The organism is Lysobacter enzymogenes (assembly GCF_017168095.1).
Taxonomy (GTDB): domain Bacteria; phylum Pseudomonadota; class Gammaproteobacteria; order Xanthomonadales; family Xanthomonadaceae; genus Lysobacter; species Lysobacter enzymogenes_D.
Genome location: NZ_LXSD01000260.1, coordinates 1 through 15,749, shown reverse-complemented (window position 1 = coordinate 15,749; position 15,749 = coordinate 1). Strand labels below are relative to the sequence as shown.

At 70.6% G+C, this 15,749-nt stretch carries 16 protein-coding genes; 7 read left to right on the top strand and 9 right to left on the bottom strand.

Annotation, left to right across the window (positions count from 1 at the left end):
- From tatB to A7A76_RS07350, 3 genes are all read right to left on the bottom strand, one after another.
- On the bottom strand, positions 1-381 hold a 381-nt coding region (gene tatB, locus A7A76_RS07360), incomplete at its 3' end, for a Sec-independent protein translocase protein TatB (protein WP_206410583.1).
- Positions 382-437: 56 nt separating this feature from the next.
- Positions 438-659, bottom strand: a complete 222-nt coding sequence (gene tatA, locus A7A76_RS07355) for a Sec-independent protein translocase subunit TatA (RefSeq protein ID WP_206410582.1) — start codon at positions 657-659, stop codon at positions 438-440.
- 243 nt (positions 660-902) lie between these two features.
- Positions 903-1,835, bottom strand: coding sequence for a lipid-binding SYLF domain-containing protein (locus A7A76_RS07350; RefSeq protein WP_206410581.1), 933 nt, complete (start codon positions 1,833-1,835; stop codon positions 903-905).
- Positions 1,836-2,061: 226 nt separating this feature from the next.
- Between A7A76_RS07350 and A7A76_RS07345 the strand changes: the two genes are divergently transcribed.
- The 3 genes from A7A76_RS07345 to A7A76_RS07335 all read left to right on the top strand — a co-directional run bounded on the left by A7A76_RS07345 (position 2,062) and on the right by A7A76_RS07335 (position 4,673).
- Positions 2,062-2,445 (top strand): hypothetical protein, encoded by a 384-nt coding sequence (locus A7A76_RS07345; protein ID WP_206410580.1) that lies wholly within the window; start codon positions 2,062-2,064, stop codon positions 2,443-2,445.
- Between the two features lie 133 nt (positions 2,446-2,578).
- Positions 2,579-3,589 (top strand): ferrochelatase, encoded by a 1,011-nt coding sequence (gene hemH / locus A7A76_RS07340; protein WP_206410579.1) that lies wholly within the window; start codon positions 2,579-2,581, stop codon positions 3,587-3,589.
- Positions 3,590-3,806: 217 nt separating this feature from the next.
- Positions 3,807-4,673 (top strand): alpha/beta fold hydrolase, encoded by an 867-nt coding sequence (locus A7A76_RS07335; protein WP_206410578.1) that lies wholly within the window; start codon positions 3,807-3,809, stop codon positions 4,671-4,673.
- Between the two features lie 27 nt (positions 4,674-4,700).
- Here A7A76_RS07335 and A7A76_RS07330 read toward each other — a convergent pair whose 3' ends face one another.
- The 3 genes from A7A76_RS07330 to ttcA form a co-directional block, all read right to left on the bottom strand.
- Positions 4,701-5,495 (bottom strand): M48 family metallopeptidase, encoded by a 795-nt coding sequence (locus tag A7A76_RS07330; RefSeq protein WP_206410577.1) that lies wholly within the window; start codon positions 5,493-5,495, stop codon positions 4,701-4,703.
- Positions 5,496-5,765: 270 nt separating this feature from the next.
- Complete coding sequence (locus A7A76_RS07325) at positions 5,766-6,677, bottom strand: recombination-associated protein RdgC (RefSeq protein WP_096376396.1); 912 nt, start codon at positions 6,675-6,677, stop codon at positions 5,766-5,768.
- A gap of 162 nt (positions 6,678-6,839) precedes the next feature.
- Positions 6,840-7,739, bottom strand: coding sequence for a tRNA 2-thiocytidine(32) synthetase TtcA (gene ttcA, locus A7A76_RS07320; protein ID WP_206410576.1), 900 nt, complete (start codon positions 7,737-7,739; stop codon positions 6,840-6,842).
- Positions 7,740-7,881: 142 nt separating this feature from the next.
- Between ttcA and A7A76_RS07315 the strand changes: the two genes are divergently transcribed.
- The 4 genes from A7A76_RS07315 (at position 7,882) to A7A76_RS07300 (ending at position 10,095) form a co-directional block, all read left to right on the top strand.
- Positions 7,882-8,091, top strand: coding sequence for a YdcH family protein (locus A7A76_RS07315; protein ID WP_206410575.1), 210 nt, complete (start codon positions 7,882-7,884; stop codon positions 8,089-8,091).
- 128 nt (positions 8,092-8,219) lie between these two features.
- Positions 8,220-8,834 (top strand): hypothetical protein, encoded by a 615-nt coding sequence (locus A7A76_RS07310; RefSeq protein ID WP_206410574.1) that lies wholly within the window; start codon positions 8,220-8,222, stop codon positions 8,832-8,834.
- Positions 8,831-9,463 carry a hypothetical protein gene (locus A7A76_RS07305; protein ID WP_206410573.1) on the top strand — a complete coding sequence of 211 codons (633 nt, stop codon included), beginning with the start codon at positions 8,831-8,833 and terminating at the stop codon, positions 9,461-9,463. Before A7A76_RS07310 ends, A7A76_RS07305 begins: the two co-directional genes overlap by 4 nt.
- Positions 9,464-9,474: 11 nt before the next feature.
- Positions 9,475-10,095 carry a hypothetical protein gene (locus A7A76_RS07300; protein ID WP_206410572.1) on the top strand — a complete coding sequence of 207 codons (621 nt, stop codon included), beginning with the start codon at positions 9,475-9,477 and terminating at the stop codon, positions 10,093-10,095.
- A gap of 445 nt (positions 10,096-10,540) precedes the next feature.
- Here A7A76_RS07300 and A7A76_RS07295 read toward each other — a convergent pair whose 3' ends face one another.
- The 3 genes from A7A76_RS07295 to plsB all read right to left on the bottom strand — a co-directional run bounded on the left by A7A76_RS07295 (position 10,541) and on the right by plsB (position 15,731).
- Positions 10,541-11,839, bottom strand: coding sequence for a hypothetical protein (locus tag A7A76_RS07295; RefSeq protein ID WP_206410571.1), 1,299 nt, complete (start codon positions 11,837-11,839; stop codon positions 10,541-10,543).
- Between the two features lie 95 nt (positions 11,840-11,934).
- Entirely contained in the window at positions 11,935-13,053 is a 1,119-nt protein-coding gene (locus A7A76_RS07290) for a hypothetical protein (RefSeq protein ID WP_206410570.1), read from the bottom strand.
- Positions 13,054-13,166: 113 nt separating this feature from the next.
- Complete coding sequence (plsB, locus tag A7A76_RS07285; protein ID WP_428995101.1) at positions 13,167-15,731, bottom strand: glycerol-3-phosphate 1-O-acyltransferase PlsB; 2,565 nt, start codon at positions 15,729-15,731, stop codon at positions 13,167-13,169.
- Positions 15,732-15,749: the final 18 nt, after the last annotated feature.

Sequence of the window (15,749 nt, the reverse complement as noted above, 5' to 3'; positions counted from 1 at the left end):
CGGCTCGGCCGGTGGCGCGTCGGCCGGCGCGGCGTGTTCGTCCTGCGCGGCGGCGGCCTGCGCATCCGCCGCTGCGGCAGCGGTGCCGGCAGCGGCGACGCGCTGGTTCAGGTCCTGGGCGCCCTCGCGCAGGATCTGGCCGCTGTCGCGCAACTGCTGCTGCGCCGAGCGCAGCTCGTCCTGGGCCTGGCGCAGGCTGCGCTTGAGGTCTTCGTCGGCGAGCTCGCGCTCAAGCTCGGACTTGACCGAATACCACTGCGCGCGCGCGCGCCGCACCCACAGCCCGGCGAAGCGCGCGGCCTTGGGCAGGCGCTCGGGCCCGAGCACGATCAGGGCCACGATCGCGATCACGAAGACTTCCGAGAAGCCTATGTCGAACATGGCTGAGCGGCCGTGCGGAGAGACGGGGAAACGCGGGCGGCGCCGGTCAAGGCCGGTCAGCGCTGGCTGCGTTCGTCGTTGCGCGCCGAGGCGTTGCTGTCGCTGTTGCGCGACTGGTCGTTGAGCTGCTCGGGCTTGTCCTCGTCGGCCATGCCCTTCTTGAAGCCCTTGACCGCCTCGCCGACGTCTTTGCCGATGTTGCCCAGACGCTTGGTGCCGAACACCAGCACGACGATCAGCAGGACGACGACCCAGTGAATCCAACTCATGCTGCCCATGGCGGTGTCCTGTAGAAACCTGTTGATGAACCTGCGGGTAGAAACGCGGCGCCGGCTGGTCCGATCAGCGGGCCCGCGGCCCTGCGCTGCCAAGGCGCGCGGGACCGGGATCGCGAGGATACCGCAACCGCGTTGGGCCGGTGTTGCGCGAGCCCGCGCAAACGCGGGAAAAACCGCGGCATAGGCCATCGGTCACGCCTGCGCGCGGAGGCTGCGAACGCCGCGCCCGCGCGGCGCGGCCGTTCAGGGCAGCGGTTCGACCTTGGCCGGGTTCGACGGCGCCGGCAGGTGCTCCTGCGGCGCGGGCTGGCCCTGCACCGGCTGCGGCTGCGCCGGCTGGGCCGGGGCCAGGCGCTGGTAGGCCGGCGCGCGCGCCGCGGCGGGCGGATTGCCGGCGGCCGGATCCACGGTCACGCCCGCGGCCGGATAGACCGTGGTGCCCAGTTCGGGCCGCTGCTCCTCGGCGGTGCGCTTGGCGCGCGCGGCGGCGCTGGCTTCTTCCAGGCGGTCGCGGAAATCGACCACGGCGTTGGACGGCTGGCCGCCGGCGCGGCCTTCGAAAATCGCCCGCGGCGTGCTGCCGGAACCGTACACCGCCTGGTTGGCGGCATCGTCGATCGACAGCACCGCGCCGTCGAGGGCGATGCCGGCGAACAGGCCGCGCGCGCGCGACCACGACCAGATCTCGGCCTTGAGCTGGCCGTCGGTGGCGGCCGCGGCGGTGCGCCCGACCGGGCCGGCGGCGACGCTGGCGTCACCGCCGAGGGTCAGCTTGCCGTTGACGATCGAATCCAGCCCGCGCGCGCCGCGGAACACCAGCACGATGTCGGAGGACTGCACGCCGGCCTGGAAGCCGACGCTGCCGCCGGTGAGCTTGATGAAGCTGGGATTCGACCAGGTGCCGTCGGGATTCTTCACCGACACCAGGCCGTGGCCGCGGCGGCCGCCGAACACCAGGCCGACCTTGAGCGTGTCGGGGACGACGACGATCGCGCGGGCCTCGTCGAACAGTTTGTCGGGAATCGCCGACTCGGGAATCTGCTGGATGTCGCCGAGCACGCGCACCGCATCGCGGGCGCGCTGGTCCTCGTCGGGACCGGCCACGGCGGCGGTGGCGGCGAAACCCAGGCTCAGGGCCAGGCAAAGACTCAGGACGCGGGACTGCGGACGGGACATGGACGGCTCCGGCGGTTGTGCGGGTGAGGGGCGCCTGCGTGGGCGACCGGACGTACAGACCGCAACGGCGACGGTCGGTTCAGGCTAGTGCGGCGGCGATGAATCACCGGCGAACGGGGGCTGTACGGGCGGCCGCGCCGAGGCGCGCGATCGGCGGCATTGTAGGCCGCGTTGACGCGCGCGCGGCGGCGCCGCATCCTCGCGCCGTTCGCAGCGAGGACGCGGCATGGGCTTCACGATCCGGGACCTGGACCCCGCCGGCGGCGCCGGCGCGCTCGACGTCAACGCCTGGCAATGGCGGCCGACCCTGGAGATCATCGAATCGCTGGGGTTCGGCGACGAAACCCGCGCGATCCTGATGCACTACAGCGGCGTCAGCGTCGAATTCGACCGCGACGAAGCGCGCGCCATCGCCCGCGCGATCCGCGAGCGCTACCTGCCGCGCATGGGCGCGGACACCCGCCTGACCGCCGAGGGCGGCTTCACCGACGAGCCCGATCGGGTGGGTTTCCACCGCGACGACCTGGCGCTCAACTACAGCGCGACCCGGCCGTGGCTGGAGCGGTTCTGCGAATTTTGCGAGCGCTGCCAGGGTTTCGCGGTGAACTGAGCGACGGCGACCGGCCGCGCCTATCATCCCGATTCAGCGGCTCCCGCCATCGGCGGCATCCATCGACGCCGTCGATCCGGCCGATCCGAACAAACGATGCCCCGCCGCGGCGCGCGGATGTCATCCTATGCGCATGCCCGCCAACGCAAGCCAAGACGATTCCGCCGCCGCGCCGGCCGGCGCCGACACCGCCGTGGTGCTGGTCAACCTCGGCACGCCCGAGGCCGCCAACACCGCGGCCGTGCGCCGCTACCTGTCCGAATTCCTGCACGACCGCCGCGTGGTCGACATGAGCCGCTGGCTGTGGTGCCCGCTGCTGCATTTCGCGATCCTGCCGCTGCGCAGCAGCAAGGTCGCGCACAAGTACGCCAGCGTGTGGCTGCCGGAAGGCTCGCCGCTGGCGGTGCACACCCGCCGCCTGGCCGAAGCGCTGCAGCGCGAACTGCCGCAGCTGCGCGTGCTGCACGCGATGCGCTACGGCCAGCCGTCGTGGAAGCAGTTGCTGGCGCGCCTGCGCGAGCAAGGCGTGAAGCGGGTGCTGGCGCTGCCGCTGTATCCGCAGTATTCGACCTCCACCACCGCCTCGGTCGGCGACGTGCTCGACGCGGCGCAAGGCCTGGACAAACGCCTGGTCCACGACTACCACACCGATCCCGAGTGGGTCGCCGCGGTCGCCGACTCGGTGCGCCGCCACCGCTTGGCCAACGGCGCCGGCGAACACCTGCTGATGTCCTTCCACGGCCTGCCGCAGCGTTTCGCCGCCGCCGGCGATCCGTATCCGCAGCACTGCGAGGCCAGCGCGCGCGCCATCGCCCAGGCGCTGGATCTGCCCGAACACGCCTGGAGTCTGAGCTACCAGTCGCGCTTCGGCCGCGAGCGCTGGCTGGAGCCGTCCACCGCCGACACCCTGGCCGCGCTGGCCGCGCGCGGCGTGCGCCAGGTCGACGTGATCGCCCCGGGCTTCGCCGTGGACTGCCTGGAAACGCTGGAGGAAGTGGCGATGATGCTGGCCGAGGACTTCGCCGCGCGCGGCGGCCGGCTGCGCTACATCGCCTGCCTCAACGAATCTCCGGCGCACGCACAGGCGCTGGCGGGGATCGTGCAGCGCGAACTGGCGCAGTGGCGGGCGGCCGAGCCGGGCTGAGCGCGTTTCCTGCGCCGAGACGCGCGCGCCGCCGCGGCACGCGCTGCTTGTAACGCGCATGCTCTAGACCGGCATGCTTTGATGGGCGCGCGCCGATATCCCGGTGGCCGGTTCCGCCCGGAATCCGCGCGCCGCGATGCAGGCGCCGCGCCACCGGCGCCGCCCCGACTCGTCCACACGCCCGCGAGCGGGCGCCGCTTTCGCTACAGGATGCCGTATGGCCGCACTGCAGGAATTCGTCGTCGACACCGCCTTCGGCCGCCTCGCCGGCCTGCGCAACGGCCGCACCCAGGCGCCGAAGCTGCTGGCGCTGCACGGCTGGCTCGACAACGCCGCCAGCTTCGCGCCGCTGGCGCCGTGGCTGGACGGCTTCGACCTCGTCGCGCCCGACCTGCCCGGCCACGGCGCCAGCGCGCACCTGCCGGCCGCCGCCGAATACACCTTGATCGCCGCCGCGCGCGCCGCGCTGGCGGTGGCCGACGCGCTGGGCTGGCAGCGCTTCCACCTGCTCGGCCATTCGCTCGGCGGCGCCACCGCCAGCTTCGTCGCCGCGGCGACGCCGCAGCGGGTCGACAAGCTGCTGCTGATCGAGGCGCTGGGCTCGCTGTCCGAATCGGAGGAACGCGTCGGCGCGCGCCTGCGCGAGGCCTTCGCCGGAATGGCGGCGATCGACGGCAAGCAGCTGCGGGTGTTTTCCGACATCGCCACCGCGATCAAGGCGCGGGTGATCGCCAACGACCTCAGCGAACCGGCGGCGCGGCTGCTGGTCGAACGCGGCGTCGCCCCGGTGCGCGGCGACGGCGGCGCCGCCGGCTTCGTCTGGCGCAGCGATCCGCGCCTGACGCTCACCTCGGCGCTGCGCATGAACGAGGCGCAGATGCGCGCGCTGATCCGCGCCATCGACAGCCCGACCTGCATGGTCTGGGCCGACCCGGCGCAGAGCTACATGCCCGATGCGGTGCGGCGCGAGCGCGCGGCGCTGTTGCGCGACGGCGAGCTGCATATCCACGCGGGCACGCACCATCTGCACATGGAGCAGCCGCAGCTCGTCGGCGAGTTGTTCCGCGAGTTCCTGCTGCGCTGAGCGCGGCGCGGCGGCGTGCGCCGCGGCTTAGTCGTCGGCGGCGATCAGCTTGCGCAGCCGCGCCTTGAGCGCGCGCCCGGAGTGGCGGAAGTATTCGCGCTGGTCGCGCCAGTCCGGGCAGCGGCGCTCGACCTCGCGCCAGAACGCGCGCGAATGGTCGGCGTGGATCAGGTGGCACAGCTCGTGCACCAGCACGTATTCGAACGCCGCCGGCGGCGCCAGCACCAGCGACAGGTCCAGCGACAGCGCGCCGTCGGGCGCCAGCGAGCCCCATTGCGAGGACATCACCCGGTAGCGCAGGCGCGACGGCGCGCGCGGCAGCTCGGGCAGGTACTTGGGCAGCCAGCGGCCGACATCGGCGCGGGCCTGGCCTTCGTAGAAATCGCGCAGCGCGCGCTGCAACGACTTCAGCGCCACGGCCTCGGGCGCGGCGATGTCGATGCCGTCCTCGCCCGGCTGGATGCGCAGGTAGGGCGCGGCCTGCCAGCGCAGCGGCACCTCGGCGCCACGCAGCGGCAGGGACGCGCTGCGATGCGGCTCCAGGCCCGGCGCATCGGTGCCGGCGCGGGCGATCTGCGCCAGCAGCCAGTCGCCGTGTTCGATCACGAAGCGGGTGCCGGCGATGTCGCTGGCGCGCAGCGGCAGGGTCAGGCGCGGACCGCGCTCGTCGACGCTGAGCTTGATCCGGCGCGCGCGCGGGTCGCGCACGCGCAACACCTCGACGCTGCGGCCGTCGGCCAGGGCGATGGCGACGGTCTCGCGCGAGACCGCGCGCGGCGCGGCTTGCGGCTGGCCGGTCAGCAGGCGCAGAAGGCTCGTCATGGGTGGGGGACCGCCATGGGGCGAAGCATAGCGCGGTGCGGCGGCGTTTTTGCGACGGCGCAGGCGGGAGGCGGCGGCGGGCCGGCGCAGCGGCGCGGGCGATGGCGGGTCGTATCGCAGTCCGGCGCCGCGGACGATGGTGGGTTGCGCCGTTGGCGCGGTGTCGCGGTCGCGGCTTGCGCCGCTCCTACAGGGCGAGACGCGGACGTCGGCCGCCCTCTGTAGGAGCGGCGCGAGCCGCGACCGCGCCCTTGCCGATCGCGCCGAAACTCAGGCCTCGACCTTCGACAGCTTCAACGCCTTCTCCATCACCACGAACAAGCGCTTCACCTCCGCGCTCATCAGCGCGAAACGCGCGTCGAGCTCGGCCCGCAGCCCGTCGCCGTCGCTGTGCTCGAGCTGGTCGACGGCGCCGTCGAGCAGCTTGAACTTGCGCACGATCAGGTCTTCGCCGATCACGAACGAGACATGGTCGTCCAGGCTCAGCGCCAGGCGGGTGACCTGCTTGCCGGTTTCCAGGTGCTTGGCGATCTCGTCGCTCTCCAGCTCCTGGCGCTGGCACTTGACCACCGCACCCTGGTCGACCGGGTCGCGCAGTTCGCACTCGTCGCCGAGCATGATCCCGTCCGGCAGCGGTTCGCCGGCGACCCAGCCGGTCAGGATCGAGCGCGGCGCGACTTCGGCGTTCAGCGGCAGCGCCGGGAAGCTGCCGACCGCGCGGCGGATCTCGCTGATGACGTTCTCCGCGCTCTTGCGGCTGGAGCTGTCGACGATCACCAGCCCGTGTTCCAGGTCGATGATCGCGTCGGTGCGGCTGGGCTTGATGAAGGCACGCGGCATCAGGTCGGTGATCAGTTCGTCCTTGAGCCGCTTGCGGGTGCGGCCGCCGGGCTTGCGTCCTTCCTTCTGTTCGATCTCGGCCAGCTTCTTGGCCAGCATGTCGTTGACCACCGCGCCGGGCAGCAGGCGGTCTTCGCCGCCGACGGTCAGCCAGATCGCGCTGCCGATGCGGTTGCTGATCGCGGCCTCTTCATCGGCGCGTCCGAACGGCGAGATGAAGCCGCGCGAGGACAGCTCCAGCGGGCCGACCGGCTTGAGCCGGCATTCCTCCAGGCCCTTGTCGAGTTCGCTGAGGTCGTGGGTGGTGGGGAAGCGGAAGAACGTGAGGTTGCGAAAGAACATTCGGGGACCGGGAATAGAGAATCAGGGAGTGGGGAATCGGCGTCGCGGGCGTCGCGCCTGCCTTGCTTCGTCATTCCCGCGAAGGCGGGAATCCACAGACCTCAAGCGCTCTCGCACGAAAGGCCTTGGGTTCGCGCTTTCGCGGGAACGACGGGGAATGGATCATCCGGCCTGCGCGGCCGGATCGTCGGACTCGGCTTCGTCGAGCCAGACCGGCGCGGCGGTGCGCGCGCCGCCCTGCCCCAGGCCGAGGAAATCGAACAGCTTGGGATCGCTCAACTGCGACGGACGGATGTCGCCGAGCGCGCGCGCGATGATCTCCAGCCGCCCGGGCGTCTCGCGTTCCCACGCATCCATCATCCGCTTGACCTGCTTGCGCTGCAGGTTCTCCTGCGAGCCGCACAGGTTGCACGGAATGATCGGGAATTGCTTCGCCGCCGCGTACTCGACGATGTCGTCCTCGCGCACGTAGGCCAGCGGCCGGATCACCACGTGGCGGCCGTCGTCGGACAGCAGCTTGGGCGGCATGCCGCTGAGCTTGGCGTGGAAGAACAGGTTCAGGAAGAAGGTGGCGACCAGGTCGTCGCGGTGGTGGCCCAGCGCGATCTTGGTGAAGCCCTGCTCGGCCGCGTAGGTGTACAGCGCGCCGCGGCGCAGGCGCGAACACAGCGAGCACATGGTCTTGCCCTCGGGCACGACCCGGGTGACCACCGAGTAGGTGTCCTGCTCGAGGATCTTGTAGGGCACGCCGATCGATTCGAGGTACTGCGGCAGCACGTGCTCGGGAAAGTCCGGCTGCTTCTGGTCGAGGTTGACCGCGACCAGCTCGAACTTCACCGGCGCCTTCCTCTGCAACTGCAGCAGGATATCGAGCAAGGTATAGCTGTCCTTGCCGCCGGACAGGCAGACCATGACCTTGTCGCCGTCCTCGATCATGCCGAAGTCGGCGATGGCGCGGCCGACCTGGTGGCGCAGGCGCGCGCCCAGGCGCTCGGGATCGGCGGGGGCGGCGTCGGCGCGGGCGCGGCGGACGGGTTCGGCGAGGGGCAGGACGGTACTCATCAGGCCGACGATTCTACGCCAAGGGCCGGTGAACACGGCCCGGACGGCGCCGGCCGCGGGCCGGAAGCCCGCTGCCGCAAGGCTTTGCGCCTGCGCGCAAGGACCGATGACGGCGGACACGGCGGCGGTTTAAGCTCGCCCCATGACCGTCAGCCTCGATGCCGCCGAAATCGCCCGCCAGCTCGCCGACCTGCGGCTGGAGCACCGCGACCTCGATACCGCCATCGAACGCCTGAACCTGGATCCGCAGTCCGACGAGCTCGCGCTGAAACGGCTGAAGAAGCGCAAGCTGTGGCTGAAGGACTGCATCGCCCGGCTCGAAAGCGCGCTGATCCCCGACGAACCGGCGTAACCGCGCGCACAGGCCGGCACCCGCGACGGCGCGGGCATGGCATCTGTCATCCGCCGCGGGTGATATCCCCGGGTACAGCCGCGCGCACGCCCTGTGCTACGTTGCGCGCACTCGCAACGGGCCCCGGCATGGCGAACAAGGACGAACTGATCGGCGCAGCGCGCAACCCGTGGTGGCAGGCCGCCGCGGCCGTCGCCGCGGTCGCGCTGGTCGCGGTGTTCGCGCTCGGCGGGTTCGAGCCGGCCAAGAGCAAGGCCAAGCCGCTGCCGCAGTACGCCGCCGGCAAGCGCGTGCAGACCGGGGCGATGGCGGTGACCCCGCTGCGCGCCTGGGTCGCGCGCTATCGCCCGGGCGGGCGGATCGAGCCGAACCAGCTGTATCTGGTGCTGCAGGCCGATGTCGAGAACCGCACCGCGCGCAGCTTCAACAGCTTCGGCTACCTGCTCGAGGATCTGATCCTGGTCAGCCCCAAACGCGAGCCGATCAAGGCCGACACGCCGCTGTCGGCGGACGATCACAGCCAACTCGGCGACCTGCACCCGCGGCTCAGGCAGCGCGTGGACCTGGTCTGGAAACTGCCGCCGGGCTACGTCTACGCGCCGTCGCAGACCTTCGGCCTGTTCGCCCGCGATTACAAGGCCAAGGCCTATCTCAACGACGAGGGCGCGTGGCTGCAGGGCAAGCCGGCGGCCAAGTTCGAGCTCGCCGTGCAGGACCTGCGCGCCCAGGCGCTGGCGCCATGAGCGCGCCCTCGCCCGCCGCCGCGCCGCGCGCGCGCCTGCCGCGCTGGCGTTGGCGCGATGCGTTGTGGATCGTGCTGGCGCTGGTCGCCGTGGTGGCGCTGCGCAAGGGCGAATCCAGCTACGAGGAGCGCGACGCGCCGCTGCTGCAGACCGCGCCGGCGGCGCGCGCGGTCGGGCGCAATTTCGCGGTCGAGGTCGGCCGGCTCAAGGTCGCCCAGGCCTATCTGCTCAAGGGCGATTTCGCCCATCCCGAAGACCGCACCTTGCGCAGCCCCGGCGTGTGGCTGTCGGTGCTGGCCAAGGTCGAGGCGCTGCAGCTCCCGGGCTACGTGACCGCGCAGATCCGTACCCGCGACGGCCTGGTCTACGTCGCCTCGAACCCGAACCGGCCCAAGCTGCCGGGCCTCAACCTCAGCGAGCGCGCGCTGGCCGCGGGGCTGGCGGAAAACGGCGCCTGGTTCTTCGAACTGCCGGCGGACAAGATCGAAGGCGCGCACTTGCAACTGTATTGGGGCAACGGGCTGCCGGTCGGCGGCGACAGCCTGGTCGACGTCGACCTGGGCCTGGACAAGGCCGCCGCGCGCAAGCTCGTGGCCGACGCCAAACCGGTCCTGGACCTGCGGATGTGAGCGCCGAGACGATGACGACGACCGACACCGCCGCCGCTTCCGCGACCGCGCCGCCCGCCGGCTGGTGGCGGCGCAACGCCGGCTGGCTCGCCGGCACCGCCGTGGTCGCCACGCTGGCGCTGTGGCTGCCGTACCGCGACGCCTTGCAGCGCTATCGCGAACGCAATCCCAGTGTCGCGGTCGCCGCGGCCAGGAACGAGTGGACCGCGTTCAACGGCGCGCGCTGGAAACTGGTCGCGGCCGAATCGCTGCTCGCGCGCGATCCGCGCCTGCGCGGGCCGCTGCGCAAGGACGCCGAGGTGGTGCTGCTGCGTTACGAGGTGATTCCCGACTCGGGCGCCAAGACCCGCGACCTGGACACCTGCGTCGGCGCCATCGTCGACGCCGGCGGGCGGCGCTGGGATTCGGCTCCGGCCGGCCTGCCGCGCCTGTCCGGCCCGCGCCTGCCCGACCGCTGCGGCAGCGGCTACGACGATGCGTTCAAGCAGGTGGTGGCGGTGCCGGGACGGCCGTTCGCGTTCCAGCACGCCTTCGTGCTGCCGCGCGGGCAACGCCTGAGCGAGTTGCGCGCGCGGATCGAGTTCCGGTACTCGGGCAAGGCCGACGGGCGTTATCTCGAATTCGCGTTGTAGGCGGCGAAGCGGCGAAGTTGGCGAAGCGAACGCGACGTTTGCACTCACCGCTATCTTCGCGGGGCGGGGATACGAAGACTTCAGAAACCCACTTGGATAAAGCCCTGGATGCCCGCCTTCGCGGGCATGACGATGGGGGTGGTGGGTTGGCGCTACCCGCCTCGAGCCCTCATCCCCGCGAAGCCGAGGACGCGAAGACTTCTCAGACCGGCCTCGATGAAGCCCTGGATGCCCGCCTTCGCGGGCATGACGATGGGTGGCCTTCGCGGGCATGAGGATGGATGGGCTTCGCGGGTATGACGATGGGCGGGCTTCCCGGACATGACGACGGACGGGTTGGCGTCGCACCGCCTCCAGCCGTCATCTTCCCGCCGTCATCCCCGCGAACGCGGGGATCCAGGGCTTCACCGCGACGCGGCCCCAACGCCAGCCGCCGAGCCCGCGCTCACGCCGAACGCGGCAACCGCGCGATCGCCCGGTCGAACGTCGCCGCCAGCAACGCGACCCGCAGCACATCAGTGAACAACGACGGCCGGAACGACAGCGGCGTGTTGAGAAACGCCGCGTAGATCTGCCCTTCGACCTGCTGCCAGGCCGGATCCTTCGGCCCGACCAGTTGCTGCATCCAGCGCCACGACCACGAATCCAGGAACGCCAGCAACTGCCAGCACACGCACAGCGTCAACAGCGCCGGCAACCCCGCGCGCAACACCAGGCGCAGGCTGTTGACCACCGGCACGCCCTTGCTGGTCCAGCCGGCGCTGGCCTTGTCAGCGAGCATGCGCAAGGTGAAATGCATCGCCTTGAAGCGTGCCACCGCGCGCTCCAGCGGCGCGTCGGCAGCGTCGATGCGCTGGGCCTTGCGCAGGTCGATGCCGTAGACGATCGCGGTGATCGCCAGCCAGATCAGCGGCAGCGCGACCGCGCCGCCGGCGGTGGCGACGAAATCCCAGACCGGCGCCAGCGCGCGCTTGGTCGGCGCCAGCGTCTTGAACAGCGCGGTCGGGCTCTGCCACCAATCGCTGACCGCCACGTACACCGTGCGCTCGTGCCACCAGTCCTGGCCGGCCTTGATCGCCTGGGCGATCGCGGCCACGCCGACGAACACCCAATACGCCTCGCACACCGTCGCCAGCGCGGTCCACGACGCATGCCCGGTCGCCGCCGCGCGGCGCTTGCTGACCCAGCGCACCGCCCACGCGACCGCCAGCGCGATCCACAGGCCCTTGAGCTTGAGCACGTGGCGGAAGTCTTCCTTCTCCCACACGCTGAAGATGTACTCGGTCAGGAACGAGCGGCGCAGCCCCTCCATCAGGCCCCAGCCGACGTAATAGGCGAAGAACGGCAGCAAGGCGATCGCCAGCGAAGTGATCCATTGCTGGCGCAGCGCGCGGGTGTCCGGCGTGCCCGCCGCGCCGGCCAGCATCGGCAGCGACGGCCGCAGCGACTGGAACATGAAGATGGTGCCGGCCAACTGGGTGACGATCAGCACCGACAGCGCGGCGAAGGAGAACAGCAGCGAACGCTCGCCGAGCTTGACCGCCAGGTCCATCAGCAGCCCGTAGCACAGCCGCTGGGCGAAGAACCAGAACGCCAGCGCCGGCCAGTGCCGCCACAGCAGGCGCGCGGTCAGCAGCGGGATTTCGCGCCAGGCGCCGGGGCCGAGGCGGGCGCTGTCGGCCGGTTGCAGCGGGGCGGCAGCCGAGTCGGGCGACGGCGCGGAGATCGGAGCGGTTGCAGACATCGAGCTGAACCAACACGGGGCCGTGGGAATGGTAACCGAGCCCCACTGGGGTCAGAAGTGACGGTTATCAGCCCCTGCCGGCTTTGTGCTGCCGCTCAGTCCAGCAAATCCTCGCGATACCCCAAGGGCACCGGATCGTAATCGACGCGGTAGACATAGGCTCCGCCGGGCAGGGGATGCGGATGGCGGCCATTGATGTCGTCGGAGACCGGCGCATCCTTGGCGCCGAGCCGCTGCGGCATTTGCCGCGCGTACAAGAGGTCCAGCATCTTTCCCAGATCCGATCCGGCCTGCTCGACTGCCGTCAGCATGCGCGCGCATTTGTTTTCGCCCCAACCCGCCGCACGCTGGCGCTTGATATCCTCCAGCGACCAGTTGCTCGACTGCGCGTCTTTCATCGCGCGTTCGTGCTCTTGCTGCAGCGACAGGACACGCTTGCGCTCGAACCGGTCGCCGCCGCGCTGCGCGTTGATCTTGCCGATGGCCTCGGCATTGCCGGTGGCTTGGTAACGCGCCTGCTCCTGCGCGACCAATCGATCGATATCGGCCTGGGTTTTCGACGCGACTTCCACAACATCCGACACCACGATCAACTCATCGCGCCAGACCGGTTCGCGCTGCCAGCGCGATGCGCCTTCGGTGGGCGCGTACGCCTGGAGTTCGAGGGTGGTGACCAGCGCTTCCATATCCGGCGCGAGCGAACTGCTCAGGCTCAGGACCTGGCGGGGCCGATCCTGGTCGACGGCTTTGCTCAAGGAGCCGCCCTCGGCGACGACGGTGTCGATCGGCGTCGTCGCGCCCCAGTTGCTCCTGCGCACCGCGGCGGACACCGCTGCCGGCAGCGATTCGTCGATACGCAGGTCGCAACCCGCCGACTGGATGACGGCGAAATTCTCTTCGACCCGATTGCGCATCAATTTCCGCTCCGCGGCGACCGCGGCCAACACCGGCAACAACCCGCCCCCTGCCATCAACACCGCGTTGGAGACTCCCGCCTGAAATGGGCGGGGGACCTCGCCAGCGATCGGCCGATGATCGAGGCCGATCTGCGGCCGCACCCGGCTGTTGCGAACCACGATGCGTACAGGCAACGAAGCCGCCAGTTCGGCTCGGTCGGCGCTATAGCCCGCAACATCATCTTTACGGGCGACGGCATCGGGAGCCGTCAAGGCCGCGCACACGAACAACCCGGCCAGCAGCGTCAACTTGGTCATACGATTGGATATCCCGTGGCGCGATCCCCATCGCGCGAAGCGATTATCCCATCGGCCGACCACAGCCGGCAATGCGACGCGACGCCGCCACGCCCGCCGGGATCGGCGAGCGTTTACCCCTCGCTCGGCGCCGCCGGCTTCGCTGCCATCTCCGGACTGATCTTCTCGATCGTATGCCGCAGCTCGCGCCCGAGGATCACCTTCGCGTCCTTCGCCCAGGTATCCAGGCGCTGGTCGAAGGCCAGCTTGTTCTCGCTGTCCGGCCACACCAGCTTGAGTTCGCGCAGTTTCTGGATGAAGCCGCGGAACAGGGTCTTGTCGAAGAACTCCGGCGCGGCCGGCGCGTACAGCAGCGACAGGCGCTGCGCGGCGAGCTGGCAAAGGCTTTCCAGTTCCGACGCCGACAAGGTGCCCGGGCCGTTCTTCACCAGCACCGAGATGGCGATGTAGTAGCGCTCGAACGCCTGTTGCAGCGAGTGGCCGATCGCGCGCAGGCGGAACACTTCGTCGGTCTGGCCGGCGTTGCGGGCGAGGATGCCGCCGTCGTCGTCGCTGACCTTTTCCAGCAGGCCTTCGCGGATGAACACATCGATCGTGCGCGACAGGCGCTGGGCGAATTCCTCCTCGCCCCACGGCAGGAACAGCTCGGCCTGCAGGAACGGGTAGACGCTGCGGCCCAGGCGCAGCACGCCGGCCAGGCTCATGCGCCGGTTGTGCTGGAAGCAGCAGGCGATCCACGAGGCGGCGGTGAACAGGTGCAGCACGTTGTTGCGGAAATAGCTCAGCAACACCGCCTTGTCTTCGTCCACGCCGAGCACGTCGCCGAGCGGGTGGGCGATGCGTTCGAGCACGTTGATCTCTTCGCCGTGGGCGACGATTTCCTGCGGCGTGTGCGGGGTGACGGTGACGCGGTCTGAGTACGGCAGTTCGGCCAGCAGGGTCTTGCTCAGCGCGATCTGCGCGAGCAGGTCGGCCTCGCCCATCGCGTGCTTGGGCGTGGACAGCAGCGCCAGCGCCAGCAGATTGATCGGGTTGACGTCGGCGGCGCGGTTGACGTTGACCTGGATCCGCTGCGCCAACGCGTCGACGGTGTCGGACAGCCACTGCGGCTTGTCGTCCTCTTCCAGCGGCTTGCCGTCCCACTGCGGCGCGTGTTCGGCGAGCATGTCGCCGAGCTTGATCGGCTCGCCGAAGTTCACCACCACCTGGCCGTAGTTGGAGCGCAGCACCTTGGGGATGCCCCACAGCAGCTGCCAGATCGACTCCTTCTCCTTGGGCTTGCCGGAGAGCTCGTCGAGGTAGCTGTTGCCCTCCATCAGCTTCTCGTAGCCGATGTACACCGGCTGGAACAGCACCGGCCGGGTCGGCTGGCGCAGGAAGCCGCGCACGGTCATCACGATCATGCCGCCCTTCGGCGGCAGCAGCCGGCCGGTGCGCGAGCGCCCGCCTTCGATGAAGTATTCGATCGAATAGCCGCCGGCGACCAGCTGCGCCACGTATTCGGAGAACACCGCCGAATACAGCGCGCTGCCGCGGATGCTGCGGCGCAGGAAGAACGCGCCGCCCTTGCGCAGGATGGTGCCGACCACCGGCAGGTTGAGGTTCACGCCGGCGGCGATGTGCGGCGGCACGATGCCCTTGGTGTAGAGCAGGTAGCTCAGCAGCAGGTAGTCGAGGTGGCTGCGGTGGCAGGGCACGTAGACCACTTCGAAGCCGGGCGCCTCCTGCTTGAGCTTGTCCAGGTGATGGACCAGCACGCCGCGGTAGATGCGGTTCCACACCGGGGTCAGCAGGAAGCTGGCCGAGCGCACCACCGGATGGGAATAGTCGGCGGCGATCTCGTAGGCCATCGCATGCGCTTTCTTCCACGCCTCGGCGACGTCGGTGCTGTCGCGGCGGGCCTGGTCGGCGATGGCTTCCTTGACCGGGTCGCTGGCGAGCACGCGGTCGATCAGCATGCGCCGGGTCGACAGGTCCGGCCCGATCACCGCCGCGCGGATGCGGCGGAAGTGGGTGCGCAGCACGCGCGAGAGCTTGCGCACGGTGCGCTCGGGCTCCAGCCCTTCGTCGACGATGCCGCGCAGCGACACGGGCGGGGAGAACCGCACCGTGGTGTGGCGGCCGTTGAGCGCGATCGCCAGCAGCCGGCGGAAGCGTCCGACCAGAGTCCAGTTTTCCGAGAACAGCACCGAGAACCAGCCGCTGGTGCGGTCCGGCGCGCGGCCGACGAAGATCGACACCGGCACCAGCTGCACGTCCAGGTTCGGGTCGATGCGGTGCGCGTCGAGCAGGCGCGCCAGCGAGCCCGAGTGGGTCTTGGCCGACGGCGGGCCGGCCGGCGCCAGGCTGCCGGCGTTGCGCCGCGACAACGCGACATAGGCGCGCTTGCGCCCGAGCGGGTCGCCCGGCAGCGGCTGCAGCGGCGACGGCAGGCCGCTTTCCAGGCAGGCGCGCTCCAGGATCAGCGCGTTCGACAGGCCGTAGTCCTCGAGCACGTAGCACACCGGGCGGCCGTGCCACTGCGGCGCGGCGACGTGCTGCTCGGGGTTCTTGGGCTCGATGGTGATGCTGACCCACGGCGCCATCAGCTTGCCGAGCAGGCGCGCCCACCACGGCCGCGGCGCGGCGGCGGATGCGGCCGCCGGGGCGCTCGCCGACGCGGCGACGGGCGCCGACATCGGCAGTTCGGGCTGCTC